Source organism: Spirillospora sp. CA-142024 (genome assembly GCF_050942325.1).
Lineage (GTDB): Bacteria > Actinomycetota > Actinomycetes > Streptosporangiales > Streptosporangiaceae > Spirillospora.
This window is the reverse complement of record NZ_CP192077.1, coordinates 8034014-8053512: the sequence shown is the minus strand read 5'-3', so window position 1 is coordinate 8053512 and position 19499 is coordinate 8034014. Positions and strand designations below refer to the sequence as shown.

Below are 19499 nucleotides of genomic sequence, written 5' to 3'. Positions count from 1 at the left end.
AATCTTATTCTAGGAGGGCGTCAGCCGCACAATTTCGAGGTGGCCGTGCCGGTCTCGATCGACGAGCCCCCGGACGGCGACGCGCTCGGGGACGCCTTCACCTCGACCTCCTTCACGCCGTCCCAGTTGGCGCCGACCATGACCTGCATGTTCGAGCCGAGCGAGGAGACCTCCTTCAGCTTGGCGTCCGGGATCGCGGCGGCGAGGGTCTTCGCCGAGTCCTCCCGCTCGGGCCCGTAGAGGATCTGCGTCGTCTGGAGCCCGCGCCGCGCGACGCCCGGCGCGACGGTCACCTTGAAGCCGAGCTTGCGAAGCTGGCCGCCCGCCTTCGTCGCGAGGCCCGGGGTGCCGATCGCGTTGAGGACGCGCACGGAGATGTCGTCCGGCGGCACCGTCAGCTCGTTCTCGGGCTTCTTGCTCGGGGAGGCGCTCGGCTTCGCGCTCTGCGTGGCGATCGGCCGGTCGCGCCGGAGGTCGGTGAACAGGTCCTGCGCCTTGCCGCGGTCCCACTGGACGGTCGACTGCGGCGACGGCGAGTTCCACAGGACGGCGTTGTAGCCCTGGTTCGACAGCGGCACCTTCGCGAACGTGAGGTCGTCGGTCGACAAGTTCTTCATCTGGTCGGCGAGCTTCGGCAGGTCGTCGGCCAGCTTCTCGTCGACGCGCAGGGATTTCAGCGACGCGTTCAGGAACTTCGTCGACTTGACCGGGTCGCCGAGCGTCTTCGTCGACAGCGCCTGCTTCAGCATCGACGCCATGAACTGCTGCTGCCGGTCGATGCGGCCGAGGTCGCTGCCGCCCGTCAGCGAGTAGCGGGCGCGGGCGAACGCGAGCGCCCTCAGGCCGTCCAGGTGCGACTTGCCGCGCGGGAGCTTCAGCCCGCTCTTCTTGTCGTCGACGGCCTGCTCGGTGCACACGTCGACACCGCCGAGCGCGTCCACCATGTGCACGAACCCGTAGAAGTTCACCTCGACGTAGTGGTCGATGGACACGCCCGTGGCCTGCTTGATGGTGCTGACGGTGAGGTCGGGGCCCCCGAACTGGTAGGCCCAGGTGAGCTTGCCCGGACGGGCCGGGACCCTCGCCCCCTTCGCGCCCTCCGAGCCGTTCGACTTGTGCGCCGGGATCGTCACGTAGGAGTCGCGGGGCAGGCTCACCACAGAGACGCTGTCATGGTCGCGGGACACGTGCACCAGCAGCATCGTGTCGGAGCGCTCGCCCTCGAAATGCCCGAGCTTGGCGGCCTTCTGCTGCTCCTTCGTCAGCCCCTCGCGGCGGTCAACGCCCGCCACCAGGATCGTCATCGCGCCCTTCGGCGTGTCCTTGCCCTTGCCGAGCCCGCCGACCGAGACCTTGTCGATCATGCCGGTGACGTAGTTCTGGAACGCCCACGCGCCGCCCGAGGTCAGCAGGACGAACGCCGACGCCGTCCCGGTGAGGGTCAGGAAGCGCTTCTGCCGCCGCGCGCTGATCGCGGCCCGCGGGCTCAGCCCGCGGCCCGGGCGGCGCGGCCCGCGCGGGCCCTCCACGGGGACGCGCGGCGCGGGCATCCCGTCGATGGTCACGCCCTCGATGTCGCCGTCGTCGTCGCCCGCCGCGTGGGCGCCCGGACGCGGCCGGAAGTAGCGCTCCAAGGGGTCGGCGTCGCCGCGACCCGAGTCGTGCCCGTCTGCCATGCCGGCCGCCGCCTCCCGAAGATCCCGTGCTGACGCGAGTCCCCACCACTCTAAAGTGGGGGACACCCGTCCGTTCGCTACCTGGACCTCGTGTCCTTGCAGTAACGTGGCGCCGTCTTGACCACACCCCGGCGGCCCGCACGCGAACCTGGGTGGCGTGGGCTGCGTCAGACAGCGAGCTAGAGAGAGGAAGGGGCGTCTCCTCCGGCCTGCCGGAAGGGTGCGCCCGCGAGCCCACATGAATTCGTCTCCCCATGCCCAGCGCGTCATGAACCAGGAAACCCAGCACGCCGTGAAGCCCCGTCCCGACTCCGGTGAACGCACCTGGCCCGCCGTCTCGGTGGTGATGCCGGTCCTCAACGAGCAGCGCCATCTGACCGACGCCGTACGCGGCATCCTGAGCCAGGACTACCCGGGCGAGCTGGAGCTCGTGCTCGCGATCGGGCCGTCCCGCGACCGCACCGAGGAGATCGCCCGCAAGCTCGCCGCCGAGGACCCGCGCGTCCTCGTCGTCGCGAACCCGACCGGGCGCACCCCGCAGGGCCTCAACATCGCGATCAAGGCGTCGCAGTACTCGATCATCGTCCGGGTGGACGGGCACTCGCTGCTGCCCGCCGACTACGTCCGCGCCGCGGTCGAGACGATGGAGGAGACCGGCGCCGACAACGTCGGCGGGATCATGGCGGCCGAGGGCGTCACCCCGTTCGAGAAGGCCGTGGCGCGCGCGATGACGTCCAAGCTCGGCGTCGGCAACGCCCGCTTTCATACCGGCGGCGAGGCGGGCGAGGTCGAGACCGTCTACCTCGGGACGTTCCGCCGCAGCGCGCTGGAGCGGGTCGGCGGCTACGACGAGACGTTCGTCCGCGCGCAGGACTGGGAGATGAACCACCGCATCCGGGAGACCGGCGGCCGGATCTTCTTCACCCCCCGGATGCGCGTCACCTACCGCCCCCGCCCCAACCTGCGGGCGCTCGCCAAGCAGTACTTCCACACCGGCCGCTGGCGGCGCGTCGTCGGGCGCGAGCACCAGGGCACGCTCAACCTGCGCTACCTCGCGCCGCCGATCGCCGTGGTCGCGATGACGGCGGGCGCGGTCGCCGGGGCGTTCGGGTTCTGGCCCGGCTGGATCCTGCCCGGCGGGTACGCGGCCGCGATGGTCGCGGGCGCCGCCGTGGAGGGACGGGGGCTGCCGTTCTCCGCCTGGCTGCGGCTGCCGCTCGTGTTCGCCACCATGCACGTGACCTGGGGCGTCGGGTTCCTCACCAGCCCGCCGCGGCTCGGCCAGCCGACTCCGATCAAACCCGGCGAATCCGTCCAGTAGCGGGCAAAAACCCATATCCACCTGCGAACCCTTGTGGCCTTCCGCCCGTCTGACCGTTAGGTTTGGCGGGATCTCGCCCGCCTGCGTTCGGAGGTGGCCATGTCCAACGGAGCACGCCACGGCCTCGGCGTGGTGATCGGTCTCGTCGTGACGCCGGTCATCGCGCTGTGCCTGACGTACGGTGCCGGCAGACTGAGCCAGGTCATAAGCCTTGGCATCGCGAGATTCGAGACCTATCACGGGAAGGAGCTGTGGATCGGCGCGGGCCTCTTCCTCGTGGCGGCCGCGGCGCTCGGCCTCGTCATGGGCAGCCGGCTGTCGCCGGTCGCCTCGCTCGTTCCCGGCGCCGCCTACACGATCACCGGCCTGGTCTGGTTCGCGTCGCCCCGCTGGGCGATCACCCATCCCCGCACGAACGACCTGCCGAGGGAACTCGACCTCGGCTATACGACGCTCGCCTCGTTGGGGATCTTCTTCCTGCTCGGAGTGATGCTCGTCACGGCATCACTGGCGCCGTCGCGGTGGAAGGCTCGTACGAATGCCGCGCCGCGTTTCGGCGGGCCGCCGCCCGCGCCGGCGGGCCCGCCGCCCATGCACGGTTCTCCGGCGCCCATGGGGGCGCACCAGCCGCCGCCCGCGCCCGGGCAGAGCCCGGCATGGCAGGGGGCGCCGCAGTACGGGCAGCCGCCCGCTCAGCCCGCCGCCTCGAACCCGCCGCCGCTGCCCCCCGCCGAGGAGAAGCCCAAGCCGTCCGGCAAGAGCGGGCCGGACGAGGACAACCCCGGCGAGTGGACGCAGATGTACGGCGGCAACCGCTAGACGGCCGCGAGCACGCCGGGGACGTCGTTGACCACCATCGCGTCGAACCCGGCGGCCGCGTAGGTCGGCGCCGCGTCGGCCGACGGGCACCATGCGATCGTCTCCAGGCCCGCCTTGTGCGCGATGTCCACGCAGTGCTCCAGCGGACGCAGCCGCGTGTCGGGATGGTCGATGCCGCACGACCCGGTGTGCACCGCGACGACGTCCATGCCGAGCCCCGCCGCGGCCGGGACGGCGTGCCACAGCGGGAACCGCAGCCACGTCAGGAGCCCCAGCGGGACGCCCGGCAGCTCCTCCCGCAGGAACATCAGCAGCGACGGGTCGAACGAGGTGACCAGCAGGCGGCGCCGCTTCGCCTCGCGCTTCAGAACCGGCAGCAGCAGCGCCCCGGTCCGGCGGGACGGCTCGTGCAGCGCGTCCTCCAGGACGGTCTTCACGTCCACGTCCACGGCGACGTCCGCCGGCAGCGCGTCGAAGACGTCGGCGAGCCGGGGCAGGCCGCTCGCCGTGGCGGGCAGGTCGACCAGGTGGTCGCCGTCCGCGGTCGTCGGGTCGTGCCGCAGGACGAGGGTGTCGTCCGCGGTCCTGGTCACGTCGATCTCGATCCAGGAAAGGCCGGCGTCCACGGCGGCGAGCATCGAGGGCAGGGTGTTCTCGGAGACGGTCGTCTCGGACCCGGCCGGGGTGAGGTCGCCCGACCCGTAACCGCGATGTCCGATGACCGTGGGGGTGTTCTCGAAGATCAAGAGGGTTCCTCGCTGGCGAGATGTTCGGCGATGACGGCGTCGAGCGGCTGGGTGACCTTGAGGTTGCGCTCGCTGCCCTCGACGACCCGGATCGGGACGCCGGGCAGATAGCGGTGCACGATCCCGCAGTCGTCGGTGGCGCGCAGCCCGGGGTCGGCCAGCGCCAGCTCGTACGCCTTGCGGATGGTGCCGAGCCGGAAGCCCTGCGGGGTCTGGAACCGGCTCATCGTCTCGCGCGGCGGCATCGAGGCGACCACGCCGTCCTCGACCACGACGATCGTGTCGGACGACGGCACGCCCACCGCGACGGCCTCGTGGGCGTCCAGGGCGTCCAGCACGCGGTCGATGACCGGGCGGTCGACGAACGGGCGGGCCGCGTCGTGGAACAGGACGCGGACGTCGTCGGGGCGCCCGTCCAGGGTCCGCAGCGCCGCGACCGTGGACGCGGTCCGGGTCGTGCCGCCCTCGATCACCGCCGCCGTCTTGCGGAACGGCGCGGCGATCGCGGCGGCCGCGCGCAGATGCCCGGCCGCCATCACGACCACGACCTCGCCGATCCCCGGATGGGCGTCGAACGCGGCGACCGCGTGCGCCAGGATCGGCCGCCCGCCGACCTCCATGAGCTGCTTCGGGCGCCCGGCGCCCATGCGCTCGCCGACCCCGCCGGCGAGCACCACCGCAACCGCTCGCGTCGCCATCTCTCCTCGGTTCCCACGACACCCGGTCATCGGGCCACTACGCTGTGCACCTGCCCATGCTTTTCCGACCGGCCCGGAGGCACCGATGGATCAGGCGCCCGCGCGTGAGCGGCCGGTCACGCTCAACGTACCGGACCGACCCGCGATCACCCGCCCGGACCGAGAGGCCGCCGAAGCCGTGGACGACGACCGGGCGCGACCGCGCCGGCGGCCCGAGGGGGCCGAGGGCCTCGTCGCCGCGTACCTGGCCGGCCCCTGCACCCCGCCCATCGCCCGGTGGGCGGCCGGCCGCGGGCTCACCGCCGGTGCCGTGTCGATGACCTCGCTGGCCTTCGCGGTGCTGGCGGCGGTGTGGTTCTCGGGCGGCGCCCGCGGCGGCCTCGTCACCGGGGCGCTGCTGCTGTACGCCTCGCTCGTCCTCGGCAAGGTGGGCGCCGGGCTCGCCCGCCGGGCGAACCCGTTCACCTCCGGGCCTGCCTCTTGTGGGGGGCGACCCCCCACACCCCCCGGGAAGTACCATCCGGCGGTCCTCGACCGGGTCAAGGAGTTCGCCGTCTACGCGGGGCTCGCGGCGGGGGCCACGGCCTCCGGCGGGAACCCGTGGTGGCCGGCGACGGGGGCGGTGGCGCTGCTGTCCGTCCGGCACACGGTCGCGGCCTCGTACGCGGCGAGCCGGACCGCCCGGAGGCCGCCGCCGTCCCGCCGCGGACTGGTCGTGCGGCGGGCCGCGAAGAGTCTCCGGCTGCCGCTCGGCGAGCGGTTCGCGCTGATCTCGCTCACCGCCGCCTTCGCCGACGCCCGGCTGACGTTCGCCGTCCTCCTCGCCTGGGGGTCGGCCGCCACCGCCTGCGCCCTGGCCGGACGGGTGACGAGGTCGATCTCACCGTGACCACCGTACGGCTGCACCGCGACGACGGCCCGGTGTCCCGCGTGCTCGGCGGGATGGCGGCGGGGCGGCTCCCGCCGCTGCCCGCCACCGTCCTCGCGGCGGCGGCCACGGGCGTCCTGCTGGCCGCCGGACCGGGCGCCCGGCCGCCCGGAGGGCCGGCGCCCGCGCTGCTCTGCGTCCCGCTCGTCGTCCTGCTGCTGGCCGGGCCCTCGTCCCGGCACCCGCACTCCGGGCGGCTGGACTGGCTCGTCCCGCCCATACTGCGCGGGATCGAGTATGGTTACCTCGCCGTGTTGGGGGACGCGCAGGGAGTGTCGGCGCCGCTCGTCTACGTGCTGATCACGGTCCTCGCGCTCCACCACTACGACACCGCCTACCGCACCCGCCAGGGGCATCGGCCGCGGGCGTGGGTCCGCCTCGCCGGGCTCGGCTGGGAGGGCCGCATGCTGTTCACGGCCCTCGCGGGCCTGTCCGGGGCCCTCCCGTTCGCGTACCCGGCGCTGGCCGCCTACCTTGGCGTGTTGTCCGGCGGCGAAAGCGCCGCCACGTGGGCGCGGAAAGGTCGCGGCAGCGGCGTTATGGTCGACTTGGAGGAGAGAGCATGATCGGCATGGTGCTGGCGGCGGGTGCGGGCCGGAGGCTTCGGCCGTACACCGACACCCTCCCCAAGGCCCTGGTCCCCGTGGACGGTGAGACCACCATCCTCGACATCGCCCTCCGCAACCTCGCCGAAGTCGGGCTGACCGACGTCGTCATCGTCGTCGGCTACTGCGCGGGCGCCGTCGAGGAGCGCAAGGCCGCCCTTGAGGAGCGGTACGGCGTGAAGATCACGCTGGTTCACAACGACAAGGCCGAGGAGTGGAACAACGCCTACTCCATGTGGCTGGCTCGGGAGCACTTCTCCAAGGGCGTCCTCATGGTCAACGGCGACACGGTCCATCCGGTGAGCGTCGAGAAGACACTATTGGCGAACCGCGGGCCGGACATCCTCCTCGCGGTGGACGACGTGAAAACTCTGGCCGACGAGGAGATGAAGGTCATCCTCGACGGCGAGGGGCACCTGAAGACCATCACCAAGCTGATGGATCCCGCCACGGCCGGCGGCGAGTACATCGGCGCCACCCTGATCGAGCCGGCCGCCGCCGAGCCGCTCGCCGACGCCCTGAAGGCCACGTGGGAGGGCGACCCCGACCTCTACTACGAGGACGGCTACCAGGAGCTCGTGAACCGGGGCGGCCGCATCGGGGTCGCGCCGATCGGCGACGTCGACTGGGTCGAGGTCGACAACCACGACGACCTGGAGAAGGCCCGCCGGATCGCCAAGGGCTACTGACCGCACGCACGGCACGACGCGAGGAGCCCCATGCCCCTGCTGACGCGGATGCTGAACGCGCCGCTCTCCATCGACGTGCGGCGCGGCGCCGTCGCCGGCCTCGGCGAACTGCTCGCCGACAAGCGGATCGCCACCGAGGGACGCGTCGCGATCGCGGTCGGCCCCGGCCAGGGCGACCAGATCGCCGAGCACGTCCGGCCGTCGCTGGCGGCCTGCGAGGTGTTCCAGGTCGCCGGCGGCACCGTGGACGCGGCCGTCAGCCTCGGCTCCAGCCTGCGCGCCGGATCCTACGAGGCCGTCGTCGGCATCGGCGGCGGCCGGACGATCGACGCCACCAAGTACGCGGCGACCCTGTCGGGCATCCCGATGGTGTCGGTCGCCACCAACCTGTCCCACGACGGGATCTGCTCGCCGGTCGCCTCCCTCGTCCACGACAAGGGCAAGGGCTCGTTCGGCGTCGTCATGCCGCTGGCGATGGTCGTCGACCTCGACTACGTGCGCGCCGCGCCCGACCGGCTCGTCCGCGCCGGGATCGGCGACGTGGTGAGCAACTTCTCCGCCGTGGAGGACTGGCTGCTCGCGGCCGAGGAGGTCGGCGAGCGGGTCGACCGGATGGCGCTCACCGTGGCCCGCACCGCCGCCGAGGCGCTGCTGCACCAGCCCGGCTCCATCGACTCGGACCGGTTCCTGACCGTCCTCGCGGAGGGCCTCGTGCTGTCCGGGATGGCGATGTCGTTCGCGGGCGACTCCCGGCCGGCGAGCGGCGGCGACCACGAGATCCTGCACGCCATCGACCACCTCTTCCCGGACACCGCCAACCACGGCGAGCTGGCCGGCATCGGCGCCGCGTTCTGCTACCACCTGCGCGCCACCCGGCTCGGCGCCGGCGCGGACCGGCTGGAGGAGATCCTCGCCTGCCTCGGCCGGCACGGCCTGCCCCGCTTCCCCGGCGACATCGGGCTGACGGTCGAGCAGTTCGCGGAGGCCGTGCGATACGCCCCGCACACCCGGCCGGGCCGCTATACGATCTTGGAATACCTCAGCCTCGACGAGGGCGAGACCCGCAAGGCGGTGGAAGAGTATGTCCAGGCCCATGGAGGCTGAGCTCCCCGGGCACGAGCACTCCCCGGAGCCCCCCGGCACCCCCGGCGACGACCACCGGCCGCACCGCAAGGGCGCCGGCGTCGCCGACATCCGCCGGTACGGCCAGCCGCCCGGCCTGAAGGACCGGCGCAACGAGGAGCACTGGGCCGGCCGCCTCTACATGCGCGACCTGTCCCCGTACTTCGCATGGATCGCGCTGCGCCTCGGGTTCAGCCCCAACCAGCTCACGTACCTGATGATGGCGAGCGGCGTCGCCGCCGGCGTCGCGGTGTCGCTGCCGGTGAACCCGCTGTGGACGGCGCTCGGCGGCGCCTTCCTCATCCAGGTCTACCTGCTGCTCGACTGCGTGGACGGCGAGGTCGCCCGCTACCTGCGGCAGACGTCGGTCGCCGGGGTGTTCCTCGACCGGATCGGGCACTACCTGTCCGAGGTGTCGCTGCTGATCGGGCTCGGGTTCATGGCGCAGGGCGGCTGGGCGAACGGCGGCTGGGCCGAGCTCGGCCTCGTCGCCGCCCTCGGCGCCGCGCTGATCAAGGCGGAGACCGACAACGTGGTCGTCGCCCGCGCCAAGTCGGGGCTGCCCGCCGACCCGTCCGGCGGCGACCGCGCGCTGCGGCCCCGCTCCACCGGCATCGCGCTGGCCCGGCAGGCGGCGTCCATGCTGCGCTTCCACCGGATCATCGGCGCGGTCGAGCTGTCGCTGCTGATCCTCGCCGCCGCCGTGATCGACACGCTCACCGGGACGGACGACCCGGTCGCGGTGCGCGTCCTGATGGTCGCGGTGGCCGCCGTCGCCGTCGTGCAGACCCTGCTGCACCTGGTCAGCATCCTGGCCTCCCGGAGGCTGAAGTGAAACTGTCCGTGGTCGTCCTCACGATGGGGAACCGGCCCGAGGAGCTGGCCCACGCCGTCCGCAGCGCCCTGGAGCAGGAGCACGTGGACGTCGAGGTCGTGCTGGTCGGCAACGGCGTCGACCCCGTCGGCGACCGCGCGGGCGCGGCGCCGTTCGACGACGAGCGCGTCAAGACCCTCAGCCTCCCGAAGAACCTCGGCATCCCGGGCGGGCGCAACCGGGGCGTGGAGGCGTCCTGCGGCGACGTGATCCTCTTCCTGGACGACGACGGCTGGTACCGCTCCACCCGCCTCGGCACCTACCTGCGCGACCGGTTCTCCGCCGAACCCGACCTCGGCGTCGTCTCGTTCCGCGTCCGCGACCCCGAGGGCGGGCGCGGCGAACGCCGGCACGTCCCCCGGCTGCGCGCCGGCGACCCGGAACGCTCGTCCGCCGTCACCACCTTCCTCGGCGGCGCCTGCGCGATCCGCCGCGCCGCGTTCGACGCCGGCGGCGGCCTCCCCGAGGACTTCTTCTACGCCCACGAGGAGACCGACCTCGCCTGGCAGATCCTCAACGCCGGGTACCGCATCGTCTACGACGCGGCCGCGGTGATGTTCCACCCGGCCGTGCTGCCGACGCGGCACGACATGTTCTACCGGTACAACGCCCGCAACCGCGTCTGGCTGGCCCGGCGCAACCTCCCGTGGCCGCTGGCCCTCACCTACCTCGCGGTGTGGATCGGCATGACCGTCCTCCGCGAGCGCAAGCCGAGCGCCCTCAAACCGTGGTTCAAGGGCTTCCTGGAAGGCTGGCGCAAGCCCGCGGGCCCCCGCCGCCCCATCTCCTACCGCACCGCCTGGCGCATGACCCGCACCGGCCGCCCCCCGATCGTGTAGCCCAGGGGGGCGCCCCCCTGGAACCCCCGTTGCGAGCCGGTCGATCCTCACGCCTGCCCGTGCCCGGCGGCCGAGCTCTAGGGGTGTGTGAAAGCCGCGATTATCAGGTGGGTGAGTTCGGCGGTGATGTCGTCCAGGGGGACGTCCTGGTCGCGGGCGGACCAGTGGTGGACGAGGTTGTTCACCGCGCCGATGATGGCGATCATCGTGAGGCGGTAGTCGCGGTCGACGGCCTCGCCGCGGTCGACCGCCTCCCGGGCCATCGCGAGCATCGTGTCCTCCCAGCGGCCCCGCCAGCCGAAGCGGTGCTGCTCCAGGCCGGCGCTGACGCCGATGACCTCGACGAACGCGATGCGGGCGCGGCGCGGGTCGCTCGCGGTGACGGTGACGAACGCGCGGACGGCACTCCGCACCCGGGTCGCGAGGTCGGCGCCGGCCGCGTCGGCGTAGGCGGCGGACACGGCCTCGGCGGCGCGTTCGTTGATGCCGCGGTGCAGCGTGGTGAGCAGCTCCTCGCGGCCGGAGAACTCCTCGTAGAAGTTGCGGGTCGACACGCTCGCCGTCGCGCACAGCCGCTCGATGGACGTCGCCGCGTAGCCGCGGGTCCCGAACAGTTCGAGCCCGGCGGCGAGCAGGCGTTCCCGCCGCTCGGCGCGGCGCTCCTCGGCCGAGCGGCCTCCGTAGCTGCGCCTCGGTGCGGGATTGCGGCCGCTCATCGATCTCCGTCCACCCGTCCGAATGGGTCGGCGTCAGCCTAACCCCGGCGCGCGGACGCCTGCCGCCGTCAGTCGTCGAGCAGCGTGCTCTTCCATTCGGGGTCGGCGGTGAGAACGGTCAGCCGCTGCGTCGCGCGCGAGACCGCCACGTACAGGACGCGCAGCCCGCGCGGCGACTGGGCGGCGACGGTCTCCGGCGCCACGATCACCGCCGCGTCGAACTCCAGCCCCTTGGCCTCCAGCACGTCCAGCACCTGGACCCGCTCCGGCAGCCCGTCCGCCAGCCGCTCAAGGTCCTCCTCCGCCCACGCGCCCCCCTGACCGGGTGGGGCTGCCGGGCCCGGCAGGGCGTCGAAGAGGGAAGGCTGGGCGCCGGACGGCGCCGGGGCGGCCGAGTCGGCCAGCGGGAGCGGGACGATGACGCCGATCGTGCCCTCGACCTGGCCGAGCAGTTCTTCGGCCGCCTCCCGGGCGGCCGAGCCGAGGTCGCGTTCCGCGACGACGCGGACGACCGGGTCGATGCCGGATGTGCGGACGGCGCGGGCCGGGGTGGCGTCCGGGAGCGCGCGGGCGAGGACGCGCGCCGACACGGCGGCGATCTCGGTGGAGTTGCGGTAGTTCGTGGTGAGCTCGTACTCATGCCGGGCGCGCGGCGTCGCCTTGCGGGCGCGGCGGCGGCCCCGGGAGGAGGGCCGCTCGCCGCCGAGCGCGGTCTCCATCGCCCGGCGGGCGGCGTCCAGGTCCTCCCAGGCGCTCTGGGCCGGGTCCTCGACGATCGTCCAGCTGGCCTGGCGGCCGCGGCGGCCGAGCATCCGCCACTGCATGGGGGAGAGGTCCTGCGCCTCGTCCACGACGATGTGGGCGTACTCGGGGCGTTCCTCGACCACGCCGTCGTCGACGCGGCGGGACCGCTCCAGCCGTTCGATGGACGTGGTCAGCTCCTGCATGTCCGGCTCCCAGGTGTCGTCCACGACCTCCTCGCCGGTGAGGATGTTGACGCCGTCGACCACGAACGGGTCGTCCTCGGACGGTGCCTTGCGGCGGCGGGACGGACGGGGCGGCGAGCCGAGCAGCGCGTCGATCTCGTCGAGCAGCGCGACGTCCTGGTAGCTGAGCGGCGCGTCCTCGCCGGCCCAGGACGCGGCGAGCGGCTCGATGTCGGCGCGGTCGACGTCGCGGCCGGCGGCACGGCGCAGCCGGGCCGGGTCGCCGAGCGAGCGCAGCAGGTCCAGCGGCCGGCGGATCGGCCACCAGGCGACGAGGAAGTCGGTGAACGCGCGCTGCTCGCGGACCCGCGCGTCGAACTGGGCGCGCTTGGGGTCGCCGTTGCCGCCCTGGCTCCCGCGCGTCGGCTCCTCGTCGAGGGACGCGAGGCCGTCGGCGGCCAGGATCGCGTTCCACAGCCCCGCCTCGGCGCCCTCCTCGGCCTCGGCCGCCTCCGGCCCGCCGACGTCGTTGAAACGGCCCCAGAGGGCGTCCAGGAGCATCTCGGCGGCCCTGCCGCGGGCCGCGTTCACGCTGCCGCGGCTGCGCCGGTGCACATCGTTCCTGATCCGGTCGAGACGGTTGCGGTCGAGCGTGACGACGACGCCCTTGAACACGACGCGGAGCTCGCCCGGGGCGCCGGGCGCGTGGTCGGCCACGGCGCGCCGGAGGACCGTCACCATCGCGTCCGCGCCCTTGACGCGGGCGAGGCGCGGCGGGTCGTGGACGGTCGCCGTGGCGCCGTCCACGAGGTCGCCGAGGGAGCGCAGCGTCGCCGAGCCCTCGCCGAGGGACGGCAGCACCCGTTCGATGTAGGCGGTGAAGCGGCGGTTCGGGCCGATCACCAGCACCCCGCGCGAGCCGAACCGGCGGCGGTGCCGGAACAGCAGGTAGGCGACGCGGTGCAGGGCGACGGCCGTCTTGCCGGTGCCGGGGGCGCCGCGCACGAGGACCGTCCCGTCGGCGGGCGCGCGGATCACCTCGTCCTGCTCGCGCTGGATCGTCGCGACGATGTCGCGCATCGCGCCCTCGCGGGTGCGGGCGAGCGAGGCGAGGAACGCGCCGTCGCCGACGACCGTCATCCCGTCGGACGCCTCCGGGTCGAGCAGGTCGTCCTCCAGGTCGACGACCGCGTGCCCGCGCGAGTGCAGGACGCGCCGGCGGACGACGCCGCGCGGGTCCTCGGGGGTGGCGCGGTAGAAGTCCTCGGCGGCGGGCGCCCGCCAGTCGATCACCAGGGAGTCGTGCTCGCTGGTCCGGACGCCGATGCGGCCGATGTAGCGGATCTCGCGGGAGGCCAGGTCGAGGCGGCCGAAGACGAGACCGTCGTCGGCGATGTCCAGGGCCTGGGCGCGAAGGGCCGCCTGGTGGACCATCGCGTCCCGGTCGACGAGCGAGCTCTTGGTGCCGGCGAGCGACTGGCGGTAGCCCTCGCGGATCATGGCCTGGGCGGCCTCGCGCATCTCCTCCAGGCGCGCGTAGGCGACGTCGACATAGCGCTGCTCGGCGGCGATCTCCTGATCCTTCACCGTGCCGCCGGGACCGGTCGGACGACCGTTGACCTGGGACGACATGCAGGCTGCTCCTCGCACGTTGACGCGCCGGGGACGTCCCCCGGCACCCCGAAGGGGCGAAAGAGACAGCTTATGCCGTCCCGCGGGCGTTCAGCGCGCGGCGGAGATCAGGGCAGGCGGCCGGCGGGTCGGCCGGACGCGCACGTGGACGTCCGCGGCGGGGCGGGCGAGCGAGCGGTCCATCGCGTCGAGGACGAGCCGGTGCGATGCGCCGGCGCCCGCGTGGACGCAGCGCAGCGTCACGCCCCGCCCGCCGTGCTCGGCCCAGAGCGCGTCGGTGTACGCCGCCACGGCAGCCGCGGCGGCGCTCGCCGGGGGGCCCGGGGCGTCCGGGCAGAGGAACACTTCGCCGGCGCCGCGCTCCAGCATCCCCGGCAGCGTCGCCCGTACGACGTGGACCATGCCGAGGACGTTGGTTCGGAGAACGTGTTCTATCTCGCTGGGCGGGAGCGTCAGCACGGGCGCGTCCGACGAGGCCGCCGCGGCGTGGACGACACGGTGCACCGGGCCTGACATCGCCAGCACCTCCAGCACGGCGTCGGGATCGGTGACGTCGCACACCCGCACGTGCATGTTCGGGGAGCGCAGGGCCGTCTTGGCCAGGCCGACCTCGTCCACGTCCACCGCGACGACGTCCCAGGCCGCCGCCGCGAGACGCCTCGCCGCCGGCGCGCCCAGGCCGCGCGCCGCACCGGTGACCAGAGCCGTCCGCCTCACGTGCGCACCTCCTCGGCGCCCTGGAAGACCATCCGCAGATGCCCGACCGTGCTGGTGGTCAGCGCTCGCGCGCGGTCGAGCCCCAGCCCGCGCAGTTCCTCCGCCACCGGGTGATCGCCGAGGACGACCTTCGCCCCGCCCGGGCGGGTCCGCACCTCCGACGGCGTGAGCGTCCACGGCGTCCGGCGCGTCACGCCGTCCAGGCAGGAGTAGGCGTCGACGCTCGGTGCCGCCGCGCCGCCCGGCATCGGCACGCCCGGCCTGACCGCCACCTCGATCGCCGTCCGGCCGCCGAACCGCACCGCGCACCGCTTGACGCGTCCGGCGAGGTCCATGGGGATGTCGGCGATCTCCTTGGGGAAGCCCCAGATCGTCCGGCCGGCCTCCAGCGTGAACTCCTGGTTGACCGGCAGCCAGTGGATGAACGCCCCGACTCCGCGCAGCCGCCCGAGCACGCCCGGGGACGGCGCCTCGCCGGGCGGGCGCACCAGGAACGCCACGGCGAACTCGTGATAGGGCCCGAGGTCGCCGTCGGCGTACCGGACGAACGCCAGTGAGCAGACGGCCTTGCCGGGCAGAGGCTCGGCGACCTCCAGCCCGGAGTAGGCGATGACGGCCTGGGCGGCGCCCGCGGGCACGGCGAACATCGCCGATCCCACGGCGGCGTCGCGGATCCGTACCGGAAGGGTGACCCGCTGCCCCTGGATCGCATGCGCTTGCACGGTGCTCGTCACACGCTTAGTAGAACAGGTTCTTGTTTTGCTGCCAAGACCGCGCCGTGCCCGGCCCGCGGGCGGGGCCGTGTCGCTAACCGCGCTCGGCGGCCGTCCGGATCCGATCGAGGGTGGCGCGCATGCCCTTGCGGTTGACCTCGGCCCGGCCTTCCGCCGGGACGCCGGTGAAGACCTTGCCGAGCAGCGAGACGAACGCGGCGCCGCGGTTGTCGCGGCGCAGGTCCTCCCAATACTCGGTGAGCCGGGTCCGGGGCTCGGCCGGGTCCTCGGCGACGTCCTCGATGCGGTATCCCCACAGCGCCACGGGAATCCCGAAGCTCGAAACGCGGAACGCGAACGCCCGCCCCGGTACGGCCGACGTCACCTGGCACGTGGTGAACCACACGCGCCACCCGATCCGGTTGAACCCGACGAACTTCGTCCCCGACGCGATCGCCCGCCCGCGCACCCACGTCGCGAACACCTCCGGGCTCCACTCGCCCATCCGCCGCAGGTCCGCGACCGCCGCGTAGACGTCCCGCGCGCCCGCCGCGACGACCACGCTCTCCTCGACGACCCACTCTCGCTCCATGACCTGATCCTCCCACTTAATGACCGTGTGGTCACTGGAGGTGGGCGAAATGGGTGCTCCAGGAGGCGTACCACGTGCGGAACCACGGTTCGCGCTCGGCCAGGGGGACGATGTAGGTGATCGTTTCGGCGTAGTAGCGGCGCTGGAAGTCCGGGGGCATCCGGTCGAGGGTCTGGACGTTGCTCACACGGTCGGCGAGCTTGACCAGGACCGCCTCACGGGGGGCGTCGCGCAGGCGGCGGAGATAGGCGGCCTTCCCGGCGCGCTTGGCCTGGCGGCCGGCCCCGGCGGTGGGCGGCTTGGTGACCCAGTCGACAAGCTCCGTGACCTCCGGCCCGAACTCCGCCTCCACGTCCGCCAAGGTGGCCGGCGTGTCCTCGACGACGTCGTGCAGGACCGCGGCGGACAGGACGGCGGGTGCTGTCACCTCCGCCCCGCGCACCAGCACTTCGAGCGCCTCGAGCAGATGCTCGACATAGGGGGCGCCGGTCGGGCGGCGCTGGTCGCCGTGCCATCGCTCGGCGGCGGCGACGGCCGGGGCCAGGCCGTCCAGGTCGATGTGCGCGCCGGACGAGGCGATGTCGGAGCGGGCCGTTTCCCATGTGCGCCAGCGGGTGAAGACCTCCATGGTCACTCCGTTCTTCGCGGCCGTGTCGCGGCGGACGCCCCGCACAGGGCATGGTGGGGTGTCGTCCTTGGAGAGCACAGTATTCGGAGGGGAGGCGGCGCGGTCGTGGTCGGGAGCCGGCAGCGCCGTCCGGAGTCCGTGGGGAAGGTCCGCGTCGCGCTCGGCCTGGTGTCCGGTGTGGTCGCCGTGGCGCTCTGCGTCGTGCTCGTCGACAAGTACGTCCTGCGCGCCGAATGGTGGCAGGTCCGCCACACCGTGACCGGAGAGCCCGTCGCGCCGCAGAGCGAGGTGGGGCCGCCTCCGGGCCCGCTCACGGTGAGCTGGGAGCACACGACGCGCACGCACCACGGGTCCGTCGCCGGCTATGACGGCGTCGCCTACCAGGTCGCCCAGGGGCAGGTCGCGACGGTGTCCGGGCGCGGGATCGAGGTGCGGGACGCGCGGACCGGCGACGGCCGCTGGAGCTACCGCCGCTCCGGCTGGACGCTGCTCGGCTGGACCTCCACCGGGTCCCGGCTGGTCGCCTACTTCGAGCGGGACGGCGACCGCGGGGACCGGGTGCTCGTCGCGTTCGACGCGCTGTCCGGCGGGCTGCTGTGGCGGCGCGCGGGCGAGCGTCCCGCCGCGGTCTCCCGGACGACGCTCCGCTGGCCCGCGGGGTCGGACGTCCTGCTCACCACCGACGAGGAGCGCCGGACGCTGTTCGGCGTCTCGGCCGTGACGGGCAACCGGGTGTGGCGGCTGGCGCTGCCGCGCGGCTGCCGGCTGTTCGAGGGCGGCGCGCATCCGTCCGACGGCCGGGAGACGCTCGCCGCGCTGGGCCTGCACTGCGCGGGACCCGGCAGCGAGAAGGGGCACCGCAGCCTGCTGCTGGCCGTCGATCCCGCGAAGGGCGCCGTCCGCTGGAGCCGGCGGCTCGGGTCGAAGGAGTCCCCGGAGGTGTCGATGCTGGACGGGGTGACGCTCGTCTCCGACGGGACGGCCCTGCGCGCGTTCGACGACGGCGGCCGCCAGTTCGGGGTCTGGGACGGCGACGGGGCGTGCGGCGACCTGATGTGCCCGGGCGTGCTGACGTCCGGCCGGCTCGTGGTCGTCTACCACCCGGACGGGTCCGGGCCGGACGACGCCCGCATGGAGGCGGTGGACGTGCCGTCCGGGCGGGTCGAGTGGCGCCGCGACGTGCCCGCGTACACGGCGCTCGCGCAGGCCGGCGGGCAGGTGTTCGCGCTGCGTCCCCGGCTGTCCGAGCGGCTGCTGCCCGCGGGCGTCGACATCGTCGAACCCGGCGACGGGCGAGTCGCGACCGCGCCCGCGCCGTTCTCGATGGACCCTGATCTGCCGGGCGTCCGGCCGTGGCTGGCGGCGGCGGGCGGCCTGCTGTACGTGGCCGTCCCGCAGGCCGCGCCCCGCCCGGACGGCGCGGCGCGGCTGGTCGCGCTGCGCGGCGGGCCCACCGGCACCGGCCCGGCGGAGCTCGGCGGCGTGCCGGAGGCCGACTGGCCGGACGCCTGCACCCTGCTCAAGAAGCCGGACCTGACGGCGGCGCGCATGCCGGACTACGTCACCGAGCCGCGCGGCGCGTCCGCCGGGAGCGTGCGGCTTCCCCGCCCGGTGTCCTGCACCTACGAGCCGCGCGGCGGGAAGGCGCGGCGGGAGCGCGGCGACCGGAAGGCGCCCGGGCCGGAGCCGAGCGCGGCGGGTTCCGCCGCGGCCGATCCATCGGCGAGCCCGGAGCTACCGGAGAAGCCGGCCAAGGGCGGCGAGCCGGACATGACGGTGCGCGGCCTCACGGTGAGCGTGCGGTGGGTGGCCGAGACCGACCAGGCGGCCTCCCGGATGCTGGACGCGCTGCAGGCCACCCAGGCGCAGGCCCGGCGGCGGCACGACATCGGCGCGGACGAGGCGTACGAGATCGGCCCGACGGCCGGGATGATCGCGCTGCGGGTGGGCCGGTGCGTCGTGGTGGTCGAGGCGAACCGCCCGCCGGGCGCCGCCGCCCGCCTCGCCCGGTCGGTCGCCTTCCGCCTGCGCCACCCGTCCTGAACGCTCAGAACTCGGGTACGGGCTCGGCCTCCGGCTCCGGGGCGCTGGTGGCGGAGCGGCCCGCCCACGCCTCCAGCTGGGCGACGAAGCGTTCGGCGTGGACGGGCCAGTGGAATCGCGCGCGGGCGGTCTCGTAGCCGCGTTTGCCGAGGTCGACGCGGAGCTCCGGGTCGTCCCGCAGCCGCAGGACGGCCTTGGCGGCGGCCTCCGGGGCGCCGAACGGGACGATCAGCCCGCATCCGGCGGGTTCGACGATGTCCACGGCCGGCGGGTTCGGCGTGCTGATCACCGGGACGCCGCGGGCCATGTACTCGACGACCTTCGTCGGCATCGAGTGCCGGTAGTTCGGCTCGTCGTGCAGCAGCGCCAGCCCGGCCATCGCGCCCTCGGCGATGCGCAGCGCCCGGTCGTTCGGGACGAACCCGTACCAGCGCACGACGCCCTCGCGCTGTGCCGCCCGCAGCTCGGCCCTGACGTCGGGGTCGGCCGCGCCGATCAGCTCCACCAGCACGCCCGCGGCGGTCAGCGTCCGGGCCATCTCGATCATGTCGAGGGCGCCGCGGGCCCGCGACAGCTGCCCGACGTAGACGGCGCGGCGGCCGTCCGGCGGGCCGGGCGGCAGGTCGGACACGTAGGTGGTGTTCGGCACGACCGGGTGGTCCGCGCGGAACCGGGACCGGTAGCCGTCCTCGGCGAGCAGCAGCCGGTGCCGCCGCTCGGTCCGCCGCTCCAGCCGGTGCACGGCCGGGCGCAGCACGGGCCGGGCGGGGCCGGGCAGCCAGCCCTTGGCGGACAGAGCGGCGGCGGTGTCCTCGTGGACGTCCCAGACGACCGTCCGCTGCCGGACCTCGCGGGGGAGGGACACCAGCAGTTCCGGGTCGTGCAGGAGGATCACGTCGGCGTAGGCAGCGTGCTCGGCGAGCGCGCGGTGGGCGGCGCGCAGGGCCCGGAACCGCCGCCGCCCCGTGGCGCGCGGGACGTCCACCGGGCTGATCTGCCGCCACGGGGTCGCATTGCATGCCCGAAACGGGGCAATATATGTGACTTCATGACCGGCGTCGAGCAGTGCGCGTATCTGCCGGTGCAGAATGCGCGCATCCTCGGGATGATGCACGACCGTGCAAACACAGACCCGCATTATCCTCACTCCGCAACGTGCCGAATCGTCTTTACCGCCGAGTCTCGGACGCCGATGGAAATTGCCGATGAATTCCC

19 protein-coding genes are annotated in these 19499 nt (G+C 73.8%); 9 read left to right on the top strand and 10 right to left on the bottom strand.

The genetic code is table 11. From position 1 onward, the window contains the following. Positions 1-20: 20 nt before the first annotated feature. Complete coding sequence (locus ACQPZP_RS38015) at positions 21-1676, bottom strand: LCP family protein (protein WP_433474491.1); 1656 nt, start codon at positions 1674-1676, stop codon at positions 21-23. Between the two features lie 268 nt (positions 1677-1944). Between ACQPZP_RS38015 and ACQPZP_RS38010 the strand changes: the two genes are divergently transcribed. Both ACQPZP_RS38010 and ACQPZP_RS38005 read left to right on the top strand, forming a co-directional pair. Next, on the top strand, positions 1945-2997 hold the full coding sequence (locus ACQPZP_RS38010; RefSeq protein ID WP_433474490.1) for a glycosyltransferase family 2 protein: 1053 nt from the start codon (positions 1945-1947) through the stop codon (positions 2995-2997). Positions 2998-3096: 99 nt separating this feature from the next. After that, positions 3097-3816: a hypothetical protein gene (locus tag ACQPZP_RS38005; protein WP_433474489.1), complete on the top strand. Its 720-nt coding sequence runs from the start codon at positions 3097-3099 to the stop codon at positions 3814-3816. Here the strand turns inward: ACQPZP_RS38005 and ACQPZP_RS38000 are convergent. Then, on the bottom strand, positions 3813-4562 hold the full coding sequence (locus ACQPZP_RS38000) for a glycerophosphodiester phosphodiesterase (RefSeq protein WP_433474488.1): 750 nt from the start codon (positions 4560-4562) through the stop codon (positions 3813-3815). The two genes, ACQPZP_RS38005 and ACQPZP_RS38000, sit on opposite strands and share 4 nt — an antisense overlap. Further along, on the bottom strand, positions 4559-5260 hold the full coding sequence (gene ispD / locus ACQPZP_RS37995; RefSeq protein ID WP_433474487.1) for a 2-C-methyl-D-erythritol 4-phosphate cytidylyltransferase: 702 nt from the start codon (positions 5258-5260) through the stop codon (positions 4559-4561). The genes ACQPZP_RS38000 and ispD overlap by 4 nt, the downstream gene beginning before the upstream one ends. An 85-nt stretch (positions 5261-5345) precedes the next feature. Here ispD and ACQPZP_RS37990 point away from each other — a divergent pair, with 85 nt between their 5' ends. Genes ACQPZP_RS37990 through ACQPZP_RS37965 form a run of 6 tightly spaced genes read left to right on the top strand, consistent with a single transcriptional unit; the run spans position 5346 to position 10317 of the window. Then, positions 5346-6149, top strand: coding sequence for a hypothetical protein (locus ACQPZP_RS37990; protein WP_433474486.1), 804 nt, complete (start codon positions 5346-5348; stop codon positions 6147-6149). Then, a complete protein-coding gene (locus ACQPZP_RS37985) occupies positions 6146-6754 on the top strand; it encodes a DUF5941 domain-containing protein (protein ID WP_433474485.1) in 609 nt (202 codons plus the stop codon). The genes ACQPZP_RS37990 and ACQPZP_RS37985 overlap by 4 nt, the downstream gene beginning before the upstream one ends. Continuing rightward, positions 6751-7482: a sugar phosphate nucleotidyltransferase gene (locus ACQPZP_RS37980; RefSeq protein WP_433474484.1), complete on the top strand. Its 732-nt coding sequence runs from the start codon at positions 6751-6753 to the stop codon at positions 7480-7482. The genes ACQPZP_RS37985 and ACQPZP_RS37980 overlap by 4 nt, the downstream gene beginning before the upstream one ends. A gap of 30 nt (positions 7483-7512) precedes the next feature. Then, positions 7513-8586, top strand: coding sequence for an iron-containing alcohol dehydrogenase family protein (locus ACQPZP_RS37975; protein WP_433474483.1), 1074 nt, complete (start codon positions 7513-7515; stop codon positions 8584-8586). Continuing rightward, complete coding sequence (locus ACQPZP_RS37970) at positions 8576-9439, top strand: CDP-alcohol phosphatidyltransferase family protein (RefSeq protein WP_433464487.1); 864 nt, start codon at positions 8576-8578, stop codon at positions 9437-9439. The genes ACQPZP_RS37975 and ACQPZP_RS37970 overlap by 11 nt, the downstream gene beginning before the upstream one ends. Beyond that, complete coding sequence (locus tag ACQPZP_RS37965) at positions 9436-10317, top strand: glycosyltransferase family 2 protein (protein WP_433474482.1); 882 nt, start codon at positions 9436-9438, stop codon at positions 10315-10317. Before ACQPZP_RS37970 ends, ACQPZP_RS37965 begins: the two co-directional genes overlap by 4 nt. Positions 10318-10394: 77 nt before the next feature. Here ACQPZP_RS37965 and ACQPZP_RS37960 read toward each other — a convergent pair whose 3' ends face one another. From ACQPZP_RS37960 to ACQPZP_RS37935, 6 genes are all read right to left on the bottom strand, one after another. Continuing rightward, complete coding sequence (locus ACQPZP_RS37960) at positions 10395-11033, bottom strand: TetR/AcrR family transcriptional regulator (RefSeq protein WP_433474481.1); 639 nt, start codon at positions 11031-11033, stop codon at positions 10395-10397. 68 nt (positions 11034-11101) lie between these two features. Next, the gene (locus ACQPZP_RS37955; RefSeq protein ID WP_433474480.1) at positions 11102-13591 is read right to left on the bottom strand and encodes a HelD family protein; all 2490 of its coding nucleotides are present in this window, start codon (positions 13589-13591) and stop codon (positions 11102-11104) included. A 90-nt stretch (positions 13592-13681) separates the two neighbouring features. Beyond that, entirely contained in the window at positions 13682-14308 is a 627-nt protein-coding gene (locus ACQPZP_RS37950; RefSeq protein ID WP_433474479.1) for an SDR family NAD(P)-dependent oxidoreductase, read from the bottom strand. Further along, positions 14305-15042: an acetoacetate decarboxylase family protein gene (locus ACQPZP_RS37945; RefSeq protein ID WP_433474478.1), complete on the bottom strand. Its 738-nt coding sequence runs from the start codon at positions 15040-15042 to the stop codon at positions 14305-14307. The genes ACQPZP_RS37950 and ACQPZP_RS37945 overlap by 4 nt, the downstream gene beginning before the upstream one ends. Positions 15043-15115: 73 nt before the next feature. Then, positions 15116-15613 carry an SRPBCC family protein gene (locus ACQPZP_RS37940; RefSeq protein ID WP_433474477.1) on the bottom strand — a complete coding sequence of 166 codons (498 nt, stop codon included), beginning with the start codon at positions 15611-15613 and terminating at the stop codon, positions 15116-15118. Between the two features lie 31 nt (positions 15614-15644). Beyond that, positions 15645-16241: an HD domain-containing protein gene (locus ACQPZP_RS37935; RefSeq protein ID WP_433474476.1), complete on the bottom strand. Its 597-nt coding sequence runs from the start codon at positions 16239-16241 to the stop codon at positions 15645-15647. A gap of 105 nt (positions 16242-16346) precedes the next feature. Here ACQPZP_RS37935 and ACQPZP_RS37930 point away from each other — a divergent pair, with 105 nt between their 5' ends. Continuing rightward, positions 16347-18284: a PQQ-binding-like beta-propeller repeat protein gene (locus ACQPZP_RS37930; protein ID WP_433474475.1), complete on the top strand. Its 1938-nt coding sequence runs from the start codon at positions 16347-16349 to the stop codon at positions 18282-18284. 4 nt (positions 18285-18288) lie between these two features. Here ACQPZP_RS37930 and ACQPZP_RS37925 read toward each other — a convergent pair whose 3' ends face one another. Beyond that, complete coding sequence (locus ACQPZP_RS37925) at positions 18289-19422, bottom strand: glycosyltransferase family 4 protein (protein WP_433474474.1); 1134 nt, start codon at positions 19420-19422, stop codon at positions 18289-18291. Between the last annotated feature and the right edge of the window lie 77 nt (positions 19423-19499).

What these genes read in the sequence shown, in the direction of transcription:
- ACQPZP_RS37940 (WP_433474477.1), bottom strand. Translation starts at nt 15,613, where the DNA reads ATGGAGCGAGAGTGGGTCGTCGAGGAGAGCGTGGTCGTCGCGGCGGGC.
- ACQPZP_RS37925 (WP_433474474.1), bottom strand. Translation starts at nt 19,422, where the DNA reads ATGCGGGTCTGTGTTTGCACGGTCGTGCATCATCCCGAGGATGCGCGC.
- ACQPZP_RS38010 (WP_433474490.1), top strand. Translation starts at nt 1,945, where the DNA reads ATGAACCAGGAAACCCAGCACGCCGTGAAGCCCCGTCCCGACTCCGGT.
- ACQPZP_RS38005 (WP_433474489.1), top strand. Translation starts at nt 3,097, where the DNA reads ATGTCCAACGGAGCACGCCACGGCCTCGGCGTGGTGATCGGTCTCGTC.
- ispD (WP_433474487.1), bottom strand. Translation starts at nt 5,260, where the DNA reads ATGGCGACGCGAGCGGTTGCGGTGGTGCTCGCCGGCGGGGTCGGCGAG.
- ACQPZP_RS37970 (WP_433464487.1), top strand. Translation starts at nt 8,576, where the DNA reads ATGGAGGCTGAGCTCCCCGGGCACGAGCACTCCCCGGAGCCCCCCGGC.
- ACQPZP_RS37990 (WP_433474486.1), top strand. Translation starts at nt 5,346, where the DNA reads ATGGATCAGGCGCCCGCGCGTGAGCGGCCGGTCACGCTCAACGTACCG.
- ACQPZP_RS37935 (WP_433474476.1), bottom strand. Translation starts at nt 16,241, where the DNA reads ATGGAGGTCTTCACCCGCTGGCGCACATGGGAAACGGCCCGCTCCGAC.
- ACQPZP_RS37960 (WP_433474481.1), bottom strand. Translation starts at nt 11,033, where the DNA reads ATGAGCGGCCGCAATCCCGCACCGAGGCGCAGCTACGGAGGCCGCTCG.
- ACQPZP_RS37980 (WP_433474484.1), top strand. Translation starts at nt 6,751, where the DNA reads ATGATCGGCATGGTGCTGGCGGCGGGTGCGGGCCGGAGGCTTCGGCCG.
- ACQPZP_RS37955 (WP_433474480.1), bottom strand. Translation starts at nt 13,591, where the DNA reads ATGTCGTCCCAGGTCAACGGTCGTCCGACCGGTCCCGGCGGCACGGTG.
- ACQPZP_RS38015 (WP_433474491.1), bottom strand. Translation starts at nt 1,676, where the DNA reads ATGGCAGACGGGCACGACTCGGGTCGCGGCGACGCCGACCCCTTGGAG.
- ACQPZP_RS37975 (WP_433474483.1), top strand. Translation starts at nt 7,513, where the DNA reads ATGCCCCTGCTGACGCGGATGCTGAACGCGCCGCTCTCCATCGACGTG.